Source organism: Bacillus sp. SRB_331 (assembly GCF_003264175.1).
Classification (GTDB): Bacteria; Bacillota; Bacilli; order Bacillales; family Bacillaceae_G; genus Bacillus_A; species Bacillus_A mycoides.
On sequence record NZ_NADV01000011.1, the window covers coordinates 322,514 to 337,276 of the forward strand.

Here is a 14,763-nt window from a genome sequence, read left to right on the forward strand (position 1 = left end):
AAAGGTAAAACATAGCGGGAGGAAATGAATTATGAGCTGGACAAATATATTTTTACTTGTTCAACTTGTTTTTGGCGTAATTGTCGGATTGTATTTTTGGCATTTACTTCGAAATCAGCGAACACAAAAAGTTTCAATTGATCGAGAATCGAAAAAAGAATTAGAGCAGCTTCGTAAAATGCGTGAGGTTTCTTTAACAGAGCCGCTTGCGGAAAAGGTACGTCCTACATCCTTTATAGACATTGTAGGGCAAGAAGACGGGATTAAGTCGTTAAAAGCGGCTCTTTGTGGTCCTAATCCGCAACATGTGATCATATACGGTCCGCCAGGTGTCGGAAAGACAGCGGCAGCACGCCTTGTATTAGAAGAAGCGAAACGAAATCCGAAATCTCCATTTCGTACAAATGCAACATTTATCGAACTTGATGCGACGACAGCTAGGTTTGATGAGCGTGGTATTGCGGATCCATTAATTGGTTCAGTGCATGATCCTATTTATCAAGGAGCAGGTGCAATGGGACAAGCGGGTATCCCGCAACCGAAAAAAGGGGCTGTAACAGATGCGCATGGTGGTATTTTGTTCATTGATGAGATTGGTGAATTACATCCAATTCAAATGAATAAAATGCTAAAAGTGTTAGAAGATCGGAAAGTGTTTTTGGAAAGTGCGTATTATAGTGAAGAAAATTCGATGATTCCAACGTATATACATGATATTTTTCAAAAAGGTTTACCTGCAGATTTTCGCTTAGTTGGTGCAACAACACGTTCACCAGAGGAAATTCCTCCAGCAATTAGGTCGCGTTGTTTAGAAGTGTTCTTCCGTGAGTTAGATACAGAAGAAATTCAAAAAGTAGCGAAAAATGCAGCTGACAAAGTGGAGATGCAAGTAGGTGAGAACGGTATCGAAATGATTGGAATGTATGCAAGAAATGGGCGAGAAGCAATTAATCTCGTGCAAATTTCTGCTGGTATGGCGATAAATGAAGAACGACCTTTCATTAAAGATGAAGATATTGAGTGGGTTGTTCATTCTAGTCAGCTTACACCAAAGTACGAAAAACGTATTTATCCAATTCCGAGAATCGGTCTTGTGAACGGGCTTGCTGTATATGGGCCGAATACAGGTGCGTTATTAGAAATTGAGGTAACAGCTATTCCTGCGAAAGATAAAGGATCAGTAAATGTCACTGGAATTGTAGAAGAGGAAAGTATTGGAAATCAAACGAAATCAATCCGCCGTAAAAGTATGGCGAAAGGTTCTGTTGATAATGTGTTAACAGTACTTCGTTCTCTAGATGTGTTGCCAGAAGGGTATGATATACATATTAATTTTCCTGGTGGTATCCCGATTGATGGTCCTTCAGCAGGTATTGCTATGGCAACAGGTGTCTATTCAGCAGTGCATCGTACGTATGTGAATAATGAAGTAGCGATGACAGGTGAGATAAGTATCCACGGAGAAGTGAAGCCTATTGGTGGTGTGTACGCAAAAATAAAAGCTGCGAAAAAAGCGGGAGCTAAGAAAGTCATCATTCCGGCTGAAAACATGCAACCATTTTTGTATACAATAAAGGGAATTGAGATCATTCCTGTTCGCAAATTAAAAGAAGTATTTGAATTAACATTTATGCAGGAAAATATGCATCGTGAGCTTGATGCACATAATGATTTGGACGAAACAGATGCACAATCAATGTGAGAATATACAATAATAAAAATTTGCCAGACTTCGTTTAAGTTTGTATGCTTAAGCGGAGTCTTTTTTCTTTTCGTGAGGCACAAAAAAACAGGGGATTAACAATTGCGAAGAATCTCTGCAATTGCATCTAGATGTATTGTAATATAAAATAGTTGAACAGGAGTTTAATTTATTATGGAGGTGCTATGTCTAGTATGAATACGAATGAAAGAATTGTGCCCCTCCTACCATTAAGAGGCATTCTCGTATATCCAACGATGGTTCTGCATCTTGATGTAGGACGTGATAAATCGATACAAGCACTAGAGCAGGCGGCAATGGATGAAAATATCATCTTTTTAGCAATGCAAAAAGAAATGAATATCGACGATCCGAAAGAAGATGACATATATAGTGTAGGTACAGTGGCGAAAGTGAAGCAAATGTTAAAATTGCCGAACGGTACGCTTCGTGTCCTTGTAGAAGGTTTACATAGAGCAGAAGTAGTAGAGTTTATCGAAGAAGAAAATGTGGTACAAGTTTCTATTAGAACAGTAACTGAAGAAGTAGAAGATGATTTGGAAGAGAAGGCTCTTATGCGTACGTTACTGGAGCATTTCGAACAATATATTAAAGTTTCGAAAAAAGTTTCAAATGAAACATTTGCAACGGTAGCTGATGTAGAAGAACCCGGAAGACTAGCTGATTTAATTGCTTCTCACTTACCGATTAAAACGAAGCAGAAACAAGAGATTTTAGAGATTGTATCTGTGAAAGAGCGACTACATACACTTATTTCAATTATTCAAGATGAACAAGAGTTACTTAGCCTAGAAAAGAAAATTGGACAAAAAGTGAAACGTTCAATGGAGCGCACGCAAAAAGAATATTTCTTACGTGAGCAAATGAAGGCGATTCAAACTGAACTTGGTGATAAAGAAGGCAAGGGCGGGGAAGTTGAAGAACTTCGTGAGAAAATTGAACAGTCGGGAATGCCTGAAGAAACAATGAAGGCTGCACTGAAAGAATTAGATCGTTATGAAAAATTACCTGTAAGTTCTGCTGAGAGTGGTGTCATTCATAATTATATTGATTGGTTATTAGCTCTCCCATGGACAACAGCAACAGAGGATATGATTGACCTCACTCATTCGGAAGAAATTTTAAATAAAGATCATTACGGTCTTGAAAAAGTGAAAGAGCGAGTACTTGAATATTTAGCTGTACAGAAGTTAACGAATTCATTAAAAGGGCCAATTCTTTGTCTAGTAGGACCTCCTGGGGTTGGGAAAACTTCGTTAGCACGTTCTATTGCAACATCGTTAAACCGTAATTTTGTACGTGTTTCTCTTGGTGGTGTGCGTGATGAATCTGAAATTCGTGGTCACCGTCGTACATATGTAGGAGCGATGCCAGGACGTATTATTCAAGGTATGAAAAAGGCGAAAACAGTTAATCCAGTCTTCTTATTAGATGAGATTGATAAAATGTCTAACGATTTCAGGGGAGACCCATCAGCGGCGTTACTTGAAGTGTTAGATCCAGAACAAAACCATAACTTCAGTGATCATTACATTGAAGAGCCATATGATTTATCGAAAGTTATGTTCGTTGCAACTGCTAATACACTTGCAAGTGTTCCGGGCCCATTGCTTGACCGTATGGAAATCATTTCAATTGCTGGTTATACAGAACTTGAAAAGGTGCACATTGCTCGTGAGCATTTATTGCCGAAACAATTAAAAGAGCACGGTTTGCGAAAAGGTAATTTGCAAGTACGTGATGAAGCGCTTCTTGAAATTATTCGTTATTATACACGCGAGGCTGGTGTTCGTACGTTAGAGCGTCAAATTGCAAAAGTTTGCCGTAAAGCAGCAAAAATTATCGTTACAGCAGAACGCAAGCGCATTGTTGTAACAGAGAAAAATATTGTTGATTTACTTGGTAAGCATATATTCCGTTATGGTCAAGCTGAAAAAACAGACCAAGTTGGTATGGCAACAGGTTTAGCTTACACAGCAGCGGGCGGCGATACACTCGCAATTGAAGTGTCTGTAGCGCCAGGAAAAGGGAAATTAATTTTAACAGGGAAACTTGGGGATGTTATGAAAGAATCCGCACAAGCCGCGTTTAGCTATATTCGTTCTCGTGCAGAAGAACTTCATATTGATCCGGATTTCCATGAGAAAAACGATATTCATATTCATGTTCCAGAAGGAGCAGTTCCAAAAGATGGACCATCAGCAGGTATTACGATGGCAACGGCACTTATTTCTGCACTAACGGGTATTCCTGTAAGTAAAGAAGTTGGTATGACAGGTGAAATTACACTTCGTGGTCGTGTATTACCGATTGGTGGTTTGAAAGAAAAAACATTAAGTGCTCACCGCGCGGGATTAACAAAAATTATTTTACCGGCGGAAAATGAGAAAGATTTAGATGATATTCCAGAGAGCGTAAAAGAAAACCTTACGTTTGTGCTTGCATCTCATTTAGACGAAGTATTGGAGCACGCATTAGTAGGAGTGAAACAATGAAAGTAACAAAAGCAGATATTGTAATTAGTGCCGTTAAACCGGAACAATATCCAGACAGTGATTTACCAGAAATTGCCTTAGCAGGTCGTTCTAATGTCGGGAAGTCTTCCTTTATTAATAAAATTTTAAATCGTAAAAAGTTAGTACGTATTTCTTCTAAACCAGGAAAAACGCAAACGCTGAACTTTTTCTTAATCAATGAAATGATGCATTTTGTTGACGTTCCAGGTTATGGATATGCGAAAGTATCTAAAACAGAGCGCGCGGCATGGGGCAGAATGATTGAAACTTACTTTACAACACGTACGCAATTAGACGCAGCTGTATTAGTAGTTGATTTACGTCACCAACCAACAAAAGATGACATTATGATGTATGATTTCTTAAAGCATTATGAAATCCCAACAATTATTATTGCAACGAAAGCCGATAAAATTCCGAAAGGGAAATGGCAAAAGCATTTAAAAGTTGTAAAAGAAACGCTTGCTGTTGAAATTGGCGATGAAATCGTTCTATTCTCTTCTGAAACAGGACTTGGAAAAGAAGAAGCATGGAAAGCAATTCATAAAATGACAAAAACAAAAAACGCGTGACGAATGTCGCGCGTTTTTTTTATTTACTAAACTTTTAGCGTACGTTTAATGTAACTTCAATATTTCCTCTTGTTGCTTTAGAGTAAGGGCATACACCGTGAGCGGCTTCTACAAGTTCTTGTGCTTCGGCATGAGAAACACCAGCAACATGTACGTCAAGTACAGCAGATAGTCCGAAACCACCATCTGTATCTTTACCGATAGAAACGTGTGCAGTCACTTCTGTACTTTCCACCTTCATACGTTTTGTACGAATTACAAGTTGCAATGCACTATCAAAGCAAGCTGCATAACCAGCTGCAAATAATTGTTCTGGATTTGTTGCTTCTCCGCCTGCGCCACCTAGTGCTTTTGGCATTTTTACATCAAGATTTAATATGCCATCATCTGAAACTACCTTACCGTTTCTTCCACCTGTTGCTGTTACTGAAGCAGTATATAATTTATCCATGTTTATTCCCCTTTTCTGTCATTAATTTTTTTCATTGTTTCAATTAATGTGTTTAATTGGATTAATAAAGAATGATATTCTTGTTCTGTAATGCCTAAATTTGTAGCCATCGTTGTTGGTAATGAACAAGCTATTTCTTTTAAATCTTTACCTTGTTCTGTTAATTCAATACAAACTTTTCGCTCGTCTTCTTTTGAACGAACACGTTGTACAAGTTTTAATGATTCCATACGTTTTAACATAGGTGTTAAAGTACCAGAATCTAAAAATAGACGTTCTCCAATTTCTTTTACTGTTAGTCCGTCTTGTTCCCAGAGTACGAGTAAAGTAATGTACTGGGGATACGTAATGCCCATTTCTTCTAAATAGGGGCGGTAAAAACGGGTAACCTCTCTAGAACAAGCGTAAATAGAGAAACAAAGTTGGTTATCTAGATGCAAAGGATTTTCTTTCATAGGCAACTCCTTGTATTTTTAAATTGTGCACAATTTAATTTTGTAAAACCAATATAACGAAAAAGAAATACAATGTCAAATGCATTGTATCGAGAAAGTGAGTACTATATTTTGGAACAATCATACATATTTTCCTTCATGATGAAAGAAGATAGAAAAGATGATGTTATAATTAATATGGAATAGTTTCCATCACTTGATTATGAGGACTTTTTTTGGTAACGTACAAATAGAGTTATTATTTTATAATTATTATAAAGTAGAAAGTTCTTTATTAATCTTACTGAAGCTCCTTTATTACATATGGAGAATAAATAAAAAATAATCAGTTGTTCACACGATTGTCAGATTCATAAGAGGAAAGTTGTATTATGATAGTAGATAAAGTGATAAAACGGGTGAAGGGGGACATGCTGCGTGCATATTCTTGTTGTTAGTGTAAATTATCGAACAGCCCCTGTAGAATTTCGTGAGAAACTCACATTTCAGGCAGCAGAGCTAGAGCAAGCAATGACTATATTACAAAACCAAAAGAGCGTGCTAGAAAATGTCATTGTATCAACTTGTAATCGCACTGAGATTTACGCTGTTGTCGATCAATTACACACGGGACGGTATTACATTAAGAAGTTTTTAGCTGATTGGTTTCAGCTTGAAATAGAAGAAGTCGCACCATACTTGTCTATTTTTGAACAAGATGGCGCAATAGATCATTTATTCCGCGTAACGTGCGGTTTGGATTCTATGGTTGTTGGAGAGACGCAAATTTTAGGTCAAATAAAAGATAGCTTTTTAGAAGCACAACAAGTAAAAGCGACAGGTACAATTTTTAATGAGTTGTTTAAGCAAGTGGTTACGTTAGCAAAACGTGCGCACTCAGAAACAACGATTGGTGAAAGTGCGATGTCTGTTAGTTATGCTGCTGTTGAGCTCGGAAAGAAAATATTTGGCGATTTAACAGATTGTCATGTACTTATTCTTGGTGCGGGTAAGATGGGTGAACTTGCACTGCAAAACTTATACGGAAGTGGAGCTCGTAAAGTAACGGTTATGAATAGGACGCTTACGAAAGCGGAAGTGATGGCTGAGAAATATATGGGACATGCAAAGCCTTTAAGTGAATTGCAATGTGCATTATTAGAAGCGGATATTTTAATTAGTTCAACGGGTGCATCAGAATATGTCATTACGAAAGAAATGATGACAAAAGTAGAGAGAATGCGCTCTGGTCGTCCGTTATTTATGGTTGATATTGCAGTACCACGTGATATTGATCCGGCGATTGATGAATTAGAAGGCTCTTTCTTATATGATATCGACGATCTGCAAGGTGTAGTTGAAGCAAACCGTGCTGAACGTTTAAAAGAAGCAGAGAAAATTCAATTTATGATTGAAGAAGAAATGGTTTTATTTAAAACGTGGTTAAGTACGCTAGGTGTTGTACCGTTAATATCAGCTCTTCGTGATAAAGCGCTAGCAATTCAAAGTGATACGATGGAAAGTCTTGAGCGAAAAATACCAAACCTTAGTGATCGTGAGAAAAAAGTAATTAGTAAACATACGAAAAGTATTATTAACCAATTGTTAAAAGACCCAATTTTAGTAGCTAAAGAATTAGCTGTTGAAGAGGGAGCTGGCGAAAAATTAGCTTTATTTGCGAAGATTTTTGATTTAGAAGTGGAAGAAGCGGGAAATACGGAAGAAGTAGAACATAAAAGAGCGTGGACACCATCCGTTCCATCTTTATAACTTGGAAGGATGATCGGATGAGTTTTTTAAATAACAGTATTATTTATCATATTGCAATTATTTTATATGCTTGTAGCATTAGTTTATATTTTATAGATTATTTCCAAAGTAACCGAAAGGCGAACCGCTTTGCTTTTTGGTTACTTTCGATTGTATGGGTTCTGCAGTCTATCTTTATGTTGCTTAGGGCTACAGATTCAGAAACGAATCCCATTTTAACTTTATTATCAGGGATTTATTTTTATGTTTGGTTATTGATTACGATGTCATTAGTCATTAATCGATTTATGCGTATTGACTTTTTAGTCTTTTTTACAAATGTTGTAGCATTTGGCGTAAGCGCTTTTTCTATTTTTACACCGCTCGGGAAGATGTCGCCAGTACTTGCAGAGCAATTAGTTTCAGAACTTGTATACGTGCATGTCGGTATGGCGATTATTTCTTATGCAACGTTTACTGTATCGTTTATTTTTTCTATTATGTATTTATTGCAATACCGACTATTAAAAAAGAAAAAGTGGAATGCGAGATTAAGAAGATTAGGAAATTTGCCGAAGCTTGAATCTATGTCTTACGGATTAAATTTATTTTCTGTTCCGTTTTTCTTATTAGCAATTATATTAGGATGCATATGGGGATATACAAAATTGGATAATTTCCATTGGTATGATACGAAAGTAATTGGGTCTTTTGTCGTTCTATTTGTATATTGCGTGGGCTTATATTTACGAGCAGCAGATGTGTTGCAAGGTAAGAAAATTGTGCAGTGGAATATCGGGGCATTTCTCGTAATGCTAGTTAACATTTTTCTATTAAGCAGTTTATCTAATTTCCACTTTTGGTATTTATAATGAGGAGAGAGAATTATGCGCAAAATTATTGTAGGTTCACGAAAGAGTAAACTAGCATTAACACAAACTAATTGGTTTATTGATCAATTAAAAGCGCTTGGTTTACCATATGAATTTGAAGTGAAAGAAATCGTCACAAAAGGTGATGTTATTTTAGATGTTACTCTTTCAAAAGTAGGCGGAAAAGGTTTATTTGTAAAGGAAATTGAACATGCGTTACTTACGAAAGAAATTGATATGGCTGTACATAGTATGAAAGATATGCCAGCTGTACTTCCAGATGGATTAACGATTGGTTGTACGCCAAAGCGCGTTGACCCTCGTGATGCTTTTATTTCTAAAAACGGAGAATCGTTTAAAGACTTAGCAGAAGGCGCGATCTTAGGAACGAGTAGTTTGAGACGTAGTGCACAACTACTAGCTGCGAGACCAGATTTACAAGTGAAATGGATTCGCGGGAATATCGATACACGCTTACGTAAGTTAAAAGATGAAGATTACGATGCAATTATTTTAGCAACAGCTGGATTACAGAGAATGGGCTGGGACGGAGAAGTTATTACAGAACATTTAGATGAAACGTTATGTGTACCAGCCGTAGGACAAGGTGCATTAGCGATTGAATGTCGTGAGGATGATACGGATTTACTTCAGTTGTTAGCGCATATTAATGATGCAGTAACAGAAAGAACAGTGGCTGCTGAACGAGTATTTCTTCATAAACTTGAAGGTGGATGCCAAGTTCCAATCGCTGGATATGCAACTCTTAAAGAAAATGATGCAATCGAATTAACAGCGCTTGTCGGTTCTATGGACGGTTCTGTTTTATTGAAAGAGATAGTAGTAGGTAATGATCCGAAGCAAGTTGGATTAGAGGCTGCGGACCGTTTAATTAAACAAGGAGCAAAAGAGCTCATCCTTGCTGCAAATAAGGAGCAACAATAAATATGAACGCTCTCGCTGGCAAAACAGTATTGATTACACGTGCCCAGCACCAAGCGAAACAAATGAGTGTAGCAGTGAAAGAAAGGAGCGGAATTCCATTGGAAATTCCGCTTTTGCGTATGGAAGGTACGTCTCATAGGCAAATTCAACATATAGCAGGGCAGCTACATTCGTATGACTGGGTTATTTTCACGAGTAAAAATGGTGTAGCTTTTTTTCTAGATAGTTTGAGAAAGAAGCTCCCCGGACCGATTAAAATTGCTGCAGTAGGCGTGAAAACAAAGTTAGAGTTAGAAAAGCGAGGTTATCAAGTAGATTTTGTTCCCACTGCATTTGTTGCAGAAACATTTGCCGAAGAGTTTCTAAAAGAATTAAGTGGAAACGAGCGTATTTTATTTCCGAAAGGGAATTTAGCAAGAGATGTAATCCCGGTTAAACTTAGGGAGTTTGGTGTGTCTCTAGATGAGTTCATTGTATATGGTACGAAGGTGAATGTAGAGAAAAAACAAGAACTTATAACAGCATTGAAATTAGGGAAAGTAGACATTATTACATTTACGAGCCCTTCAACTGTTGATAGTTTTGTTCGTTTACTTGAGGGTACAAACTGGAGAGAATGGACGAAAAAATGTACAATTGCTTGTATAGGGCCTATTACGGAAAAAGAGGCGAACCTCTATTTTCCACATGTTATTGTGCCAAAAGAGTACACTGTAGAAGCATTACTGCAATGCATTTGTGAATCTATAAAATAAAAGAATGGGGATAGAAATCTATGAATTCTTTACAATTTAATCGTCATCGTCGTTTAAGACAAAGCGGGGGCATGCGTGCGCTTGTACGTGAAACATTTTTACATACAGAAGATTTTATTTACCCTATTTTTGTATTAGAAGGAGAAAATACTCGTAATGAAGTTCCTTCTATGCCGGGCGTATATCAAATGTCTTTAGATTTATTGCAAGCTGAAATGCAAGAGGTCGTTGATTTAGGTATTCGTTCTGTTATTGTATTTGGTTTACCTGCTGAAAAGGACGAAGTTGGATCATCGGCATATTGTGAGCATGGAATTGTACAGCGTGCAATTAAGCAAATTAAAGATGAGTTCCCAGAGCTAGTAGTAGTTGCAGATACATGTTTATGTCAATTTACAAGCCATGGTCATTGCGGTGTTATTGAAGATGGCGTTATTTTAAATGATGAGTCTCTTGCAGCTCTTGCAAAAACAGCTGTAAGTCAAGCGAAAGCAGGGGCAGACATTATTGCACCATCTAACATGATGGACGGATTCGTAACAGCAATTCGCCATGCATTAGATGAAAATGGTTTCGCGCACGTACCAGTTATGTCGTACGCTGTGAAATATTCATCAGCATTTTACGGACCGTTCCGTGATGCAGCACATGGTGCACCGCAGTTTGGTGACCGTAAAACATATCAAATGGACCCAGCGAACCGTATGGAAGCATTCCGTGAAGCAGAATCAGATGTAATGGAAGGGGCAGACTTCTTAATTGTAAAGCCAGCTCTTTCTTATCTAGATATCGTTCGTGATGTGAAAAATAACTTTAACTTACCAGTCGTTGCTTATAACGTAAGTGGTGAATATTCGATGATTAAAGCAGCAGCACAAAATGGTTGGATTAATGAGAAAGAAGTTGTACTTGAGAAATTAATTAGCATGAAACGCGCAGGAGCAGACTTGATTATTACGTATCATGCAAAAGATGCAGCAAGATGGTTACAAGAAGGAGGCGCTAAATAATGAAAAAATTTGATAAGTCGATTGCGGCGTTTGAAGAGGCTCAAAATTTAATGCCTGGAGGCGTAAACAGCCCTGTTCGTGCTTTTAAGTCTGTTGGTATGAATCCGCTGTTTATGGAGCGCGGAAAAGGCTCTAAAGTATATGATATCGATGGGAATGAATACATCGATTACGTATTATCGTGGGGACCTTTAATTCATGGTCATGCGAATGATCGTGTTGTTGAGGCTTTAAAAGCTGTTGCTGAAAAAGGAACAAGCTTTGGTGCACCAACAGAAATTGAAAATAAATTAGCGCAGCTTGTTATCGAGCGTGTACCATCAATTGAGATTGTGCGTATGGTTAACTCTGGAACAGAGGCGACAATGAGTGCACTACGTTTAGCTCGTGGTTACACTGGACGTAACAAAATTTTGAAATTCATTGGTTGTTATCACGGTCATGGTGATTCTTTATTGATTAAAGCAGGTTCGGGTGTAGCAACGCTAGGTTTACCAGATAGCCCTGGTGTACCAGAAGGTGTAGCGAAAAATACGATTACCGTAGCGTATAACGATTTAGAAAGTGTAAAATATGCTTTCGAACAATTCGGTGATGACATCGCTTGTATAATTGTAGAACCAGTGGCAGGGAATATGGGTGTTGTTCCCCCGCAACCAGGGTTTTTAGAAGGACTTCGTGAAGTGACAGAGCAAAACGGTGCACTACTTATTTTTGATGAAGTAATGACAGGATTCCGTGTTGCTTATAATTGTGGACAAGGTTACTACGGTGTAACTCCTGACTTAACTTGTTTAGGTAAAGTAATCGGTGGTGGCTTGCCGGTAGGAGCATACGGTGGTAAGGCAGAGATTATGCGTCAAGTTGCACCAAGCGGACCGATTTACCAAGCTGGAACATTATCGGGTAATCCACTTGCAATGACAGCAGGTTATGAAACGTTAGTGCAGTTAACGCCAGAATCATATGTGGAATTTGAGCGTAAAGCAGAAATGTTAGAGGCTGGACTACGTAAGGCAGCTGAAAAGCATAATATCCCGCATCACATTAATCGTGCAGGTTCTATGATTGGTATTTTCTTTACAGATGAGCAAGTTATTAATTATGATGCAGCAAAATCTTCAAACTTAGAATTCTTTGCAGCTTACTATCGTGAAATGGTAGAACAAGGTGTATTTTTACCACCTTCTCAATTTGAAGGTTTATTCTTATCGACAGCACATAGTGATGCAGATATTGAGGCGACAATTGCGGCGGCCGAAATTGCAATGTCAAAATTAAAAGCATAATTTCTTAGAGAAAATCGCTTTCCATTAGGGGAGCGATTTTTTTTATTCATAAAGTAGCTTTAGGGAACATAAATCTGTAATGACATATAGTTTGGGAGGGGGAAAAGAAGTGGCAACAGATCATTCATTACGATTTTCATTAAAAGAATCTGTTTGGTTCCAGAAGGGACAGGAAGTCGAAGAACTTTTGTCAATTTCGTTAGATCCAGACGTTGAGATAGAGGAGCTCGATCATGAAGTTATCGTGAGGGGGCAATTAGATTTAACGGGAGAGTACGTTGCAAGGCAAGATGATTCAGCTTATTCATTAAGAGAGCTATCACCAGCAAAGGCAATTGATTATGTAGAAACAAGGGCAGACGGGGTTAATGAGCTTGTCCATTCCTTTCCGCTCGAAATATCAATTCCAAGAAATCGAGTGAAAGTAATTGAAGAATTATATGTATCAATCGAGGAATTTGATTATGAATTAAAGGAAAATGGTTGCTTACAACTATTAGCGGATATATCTATTACAGGTTTATGTGACGAAGAAAGAACCGAGGATGAAGAGGAAGAGACGGTGTATGCCGAGTTGGAAGCTGATTCAGCTGAAGAAGATGAAAGTAGACCTGCGCCGCACGAAGAGGTACCAGCCTATAAAGAATCAGATGGATGGGAAGATTATGCATTTGAGCCGTTTCAGTTAGAAGAAAGAAAAGAGCAAGAAATAGAAGAAGAGGAATTAGAAGAACATGAACTTGTGGAGCGTGAAGAGGAGCAAGAAAAGACGCCACAATTTGAATTGTTCGGGCGGAAAAATTTCAAGAAAGAAAAAGCGAAAAAGCAGGAAGAGCCAGAGGAAGAAGCATATTCACAGCGAGATGAAAATGCACTTTATTTAACGAAATTATTTACGAAAGAACCAGAAGAAGAATTTACGAAGTTAAGAATGTACTTCGTACAAGAAGGAGATACAATTGAATCGGTTGCAGAACGTTATGAAACGACTATACAAAGCTTATATCGTGTAAATCAATCAGAAGATATATATTTAACTACAGGGCAAATTATATATATTCCTGTTTCAAAAGCAACAGTGAAATAAGTGAGTGAGTTTTTTCACTCACCTCTTTTCTTTTCCTAGAAGCTATGTTTTGAATAAGAAAGGGTTATTCGTATGGATATTGAATTACGAAATCGCTATGAACCCATTGTGAGGCAATATAGATTGGACACTCAGCATATGGAAGAGCACGGAAGTGTAATGAAAATTTATACGAATCAAGGTCCGTATGCGTTAAAGAAAATACAAGATAGAAAATTAGAGCGGAATAATTTTTTACACCATATTCAATATTTGAAGGAGAAAGGTTTTTCGAATTATGTACCTATCTATCACACGACGGACGGGAATTATGTTTTAAGTGATGGGGCATATAGCTATTATTTAATGCCTTGGTTAGAACGTGCGGAAGGAAATGGCGAAGATAATGATCAATACCATAAGATGTTTCAAACGCTCGGGACGTTGCATCAAAAAACGGTGAAAGAGGAGACTTATACAGAAGAAGATTTAGAAAAACATTATACAAATATATCCGGCCGTTGGGAAAATGATGGTGAGATATTAGAAGAGTTTCTTGTAGAATCAGAAGCGAAGTGGTATATGTCTCCATTTGAATTACAATATTGTACGTATTATCACCACGTTATGAGAGCACGTGAGTTCGCAACGAAACAATTAAGTGAATGGCATGATGCAATGAAAGAAAAGGAAAAAACACGTACTACTTTCGTTCATGGAAATGTATCGCTTAATCACTTTTTATTTGATTATGAACGAAACGGTTATTTTATTAGTTTAGAAAAGTCTCAGTTTGCTACACCGGTACAGGATATCGTCAGCTTTTATTCAAGGTCTTTGAACACATATCCAATTGCGCGGAGCGACCGCTTTGAATGGTATCAAATGTATCAAAAAAATTTTCCATTTACGAAAGAGGAGCAGCTTCTTATGTTTGCGTATATGACGTACCCGTCGCATTTTATTCGGCAAATTCAGTCGTATACGAAAAGAAGAAAGAGTCGTAATGAAGAAAATGAGCTTCGCGGGGTAAAAATTCTGCAGCAATCGCATTGGCTCATTAGTAATACAGAATATTTCCTTTCGCAATTACAAGCTGCCCAGCAAGGGAACGGATAAAGAAGATAAGTAGGGAGAACCCTGCTTATCTTTTTTTATTAGTTTCATAAAGAGATAAAAGCCGTAGTTTCAAATTTATCTTGACGAATAAGGTTTCGTTTTTTACACTATTGTATATAATAATTAACAATCACATAAATGCATTGAAGGGGAAGAGTATAACATGAAACGTCTTCAGAGAGGGGAACCATTGGCTGGGAGGTTCTCTAGATAGTTATGTTAGAAGGTAGCCCTGGAGCATCTTTTCTGAACGGAATGATTC

At 37.7% G+C, this 14,763-nt stretch carries 13 protein-coding genes and 1 other annotated feature (1 of these 14 running past the window's edge); of the genes, 11 read left to right on the top strand and 2 right to left on the bottom strand.

Annotation, left to right across the window (positions count from 1 at the left end):
* Positions 1–31 precede the first annotated feature (31 nt).
* The 3 genes from lonB (at position 32) to yihA (ending at position 4,811) form a co-directional block, all read left to right on the top strand.
* Positions 32–1,702: an ATP-dependent protease LonB gene (gene lonB / locus B5P42_RS10290; protein WP_002034202.1), complete on the top strand. Its 1,671-nt coding sequence runs from the start codon at positions 32–34 to the stop codon at positions 1,700–1,702.
* A gap of 185 nt (positions 1,703–1,887) precedes the next feature.
* A complete protein-coding gene (gene lon / locus B5P42_RS10295; RefSeq protein ID WP_002192456.1) occupies positions 1,888–4,218 on the top strand; it encodes an endopeptidase La in 2,331 nt (776 codons plus the stop codon).
* The gene (gene yihA, locus B5P42_RS10300; protein WP_002088829.1) at positions 4,215–4,811 is read left to right on the top strand and encodes a ribosome biogenesis GTP-binding protein YihA/YsxC; all 597 of its coding nucleotides are present in this window, start codon (positions 4,215–4,217) and stop codon (positions 4,809–4,811) included. Before lon ends, yihA begins: the two co-directional genes overlap by 4 nt.
* Positions 4,812–4,845: 34 nt before the next feature.
* On the opposite strand, the gene B5P42_RS10305 is transcribed toward yihA, so the two are convergent.
* Positions 4,846–5,262, bottom strand: a complete 417-nt coding sequence (locus B5P42_RS10305) for an organic hydroperoxide resistance protein (protein WP_002015349.1) — start codon at positions 5,260–5,262, stop codon at positions 4,846–4,848.
* A 2-nt stretch (positions 5,263–5,264) separates the two neighbouring features.
* The gene (locus tag B5P42_RS10310) at positions 5,265–5,717 is read right to left on the bottom strand and encodes a MarR family winged helix-turn-helix transcriptional regulator (protein ID WP_002015350.1); all 453 of its coding nucleotides are present in this window, start codon (positions 5,715–5,717) and stop codon (positions 5,265–5,267) included.
* A gap of 417 nt (positions 5,718–6,134) precedes the next feature.
* On the opposite strand from B5P42_RS10310, the gene hemA reads away from it, so the two are divergent.
* The 8 genes from hemA to ysxE all read left to right on the top strand — a co-directional run bounded on the left by hemA (position 6,135) and on the right by ysxE (position 14,501).
* Positions 6,135–7,466, top strand: coding sequence for a glutamyl-tRNA reductase (gene hemA / locus B5P42_RS10315; protein WP_002015353.1), 1,332 nt, complete (start codon positions 6,135–6,137; stop codon positions 7,464–7,466).
* A gap of 17 nt (positions 7,467–7,483) precedes the next feature.
* Entirely contained in the window at positions 7,484–8,317 is an 834-nt protein-coding gene (locus B5P42_RS10320; RefSeq protein ID WP_002015354.1) for a cytochrome c biogenesis protein, read from the top strand.
* 15 nt (positions 8,318–8,332) lie between these two features.
* Positions 8,333–9,262, top strand: coding sequence for a hydroxymethylbilane synthase (gene hemC / locus B5P42_RS10325; protein ID WP_002034194.1), 930 nt, complete (start codon positions 8,333–8,335; stop codon positions 9,260–9,262).
* 2 nt (positions 9,263–9,264) lie between these two features.
* Entirely contained in the window at positions 9,265–10,017 is a 753-nt protein-coding gene (hemD, locus tag B5P42_RS10330; protein ID WP_113734160.1) for a uroporphyrinogen-III synthase, read from the top strand.
* A 20-nt stretch (positions 10,018–10,037) separates the two neighbouring features.
* Positions 10,038–11,027: a porphobilinogen synthase gene (gene hemB, locus B5P42_RS10335; protein WP_002015358.1), complete on the top strand. Its 990-nt coding sequence runs from the start codon at positions 10,038–10,040 to the stop codon at positions 11,025–11,027.
* Entirely contained in the window at positions 11,027–12,316 is a 1,290-nt protein-coding gene (gene hemL / locus B5P42_RS10340) for a glutamate-1-semialdehyde 2,1-aminomutase (protein ID WP_002034163.1), read from the top strand. The genes hemB and hemL overlap by 1 nt, the downstream gene beginning before the upstream one ends.
* Positions 12,317–12,395: 79 nt before the next feature.
* Positions 12,396–13,403: a stage VI sporulation protein D gene (gene spoVID / locus B5P42_RS10345; protein ID WP_181458789.1), complete on the top strand. Its 1,008-nt coding sequence runs from the start codon at positions 12,396–12,398 to the stop codon at positions 13,401–13,403.
* Positions 13,404–13,475: 72 nt separating this feature from the next.
* Positions 13,476–14,501 carry a spore coat protein YsxE gene (gene ysxE / locus B5P42_RS10350; RefSeq protein ID WP_012261764.1) on the top strand — a complete coding sequence of 342 codons (1,026 nt, stop codon included), beginning with the start codon at positions 13,476–13,478 and terminating at the stop codon, positions 14,499–14,501.
* A gap of 134 nt (positions 14,502–14,635) precedes the next feature.
* Positions 14,636–14,763: a binding site (T-box leader), on the top strand; it runs 104 nt beyond the window's last position.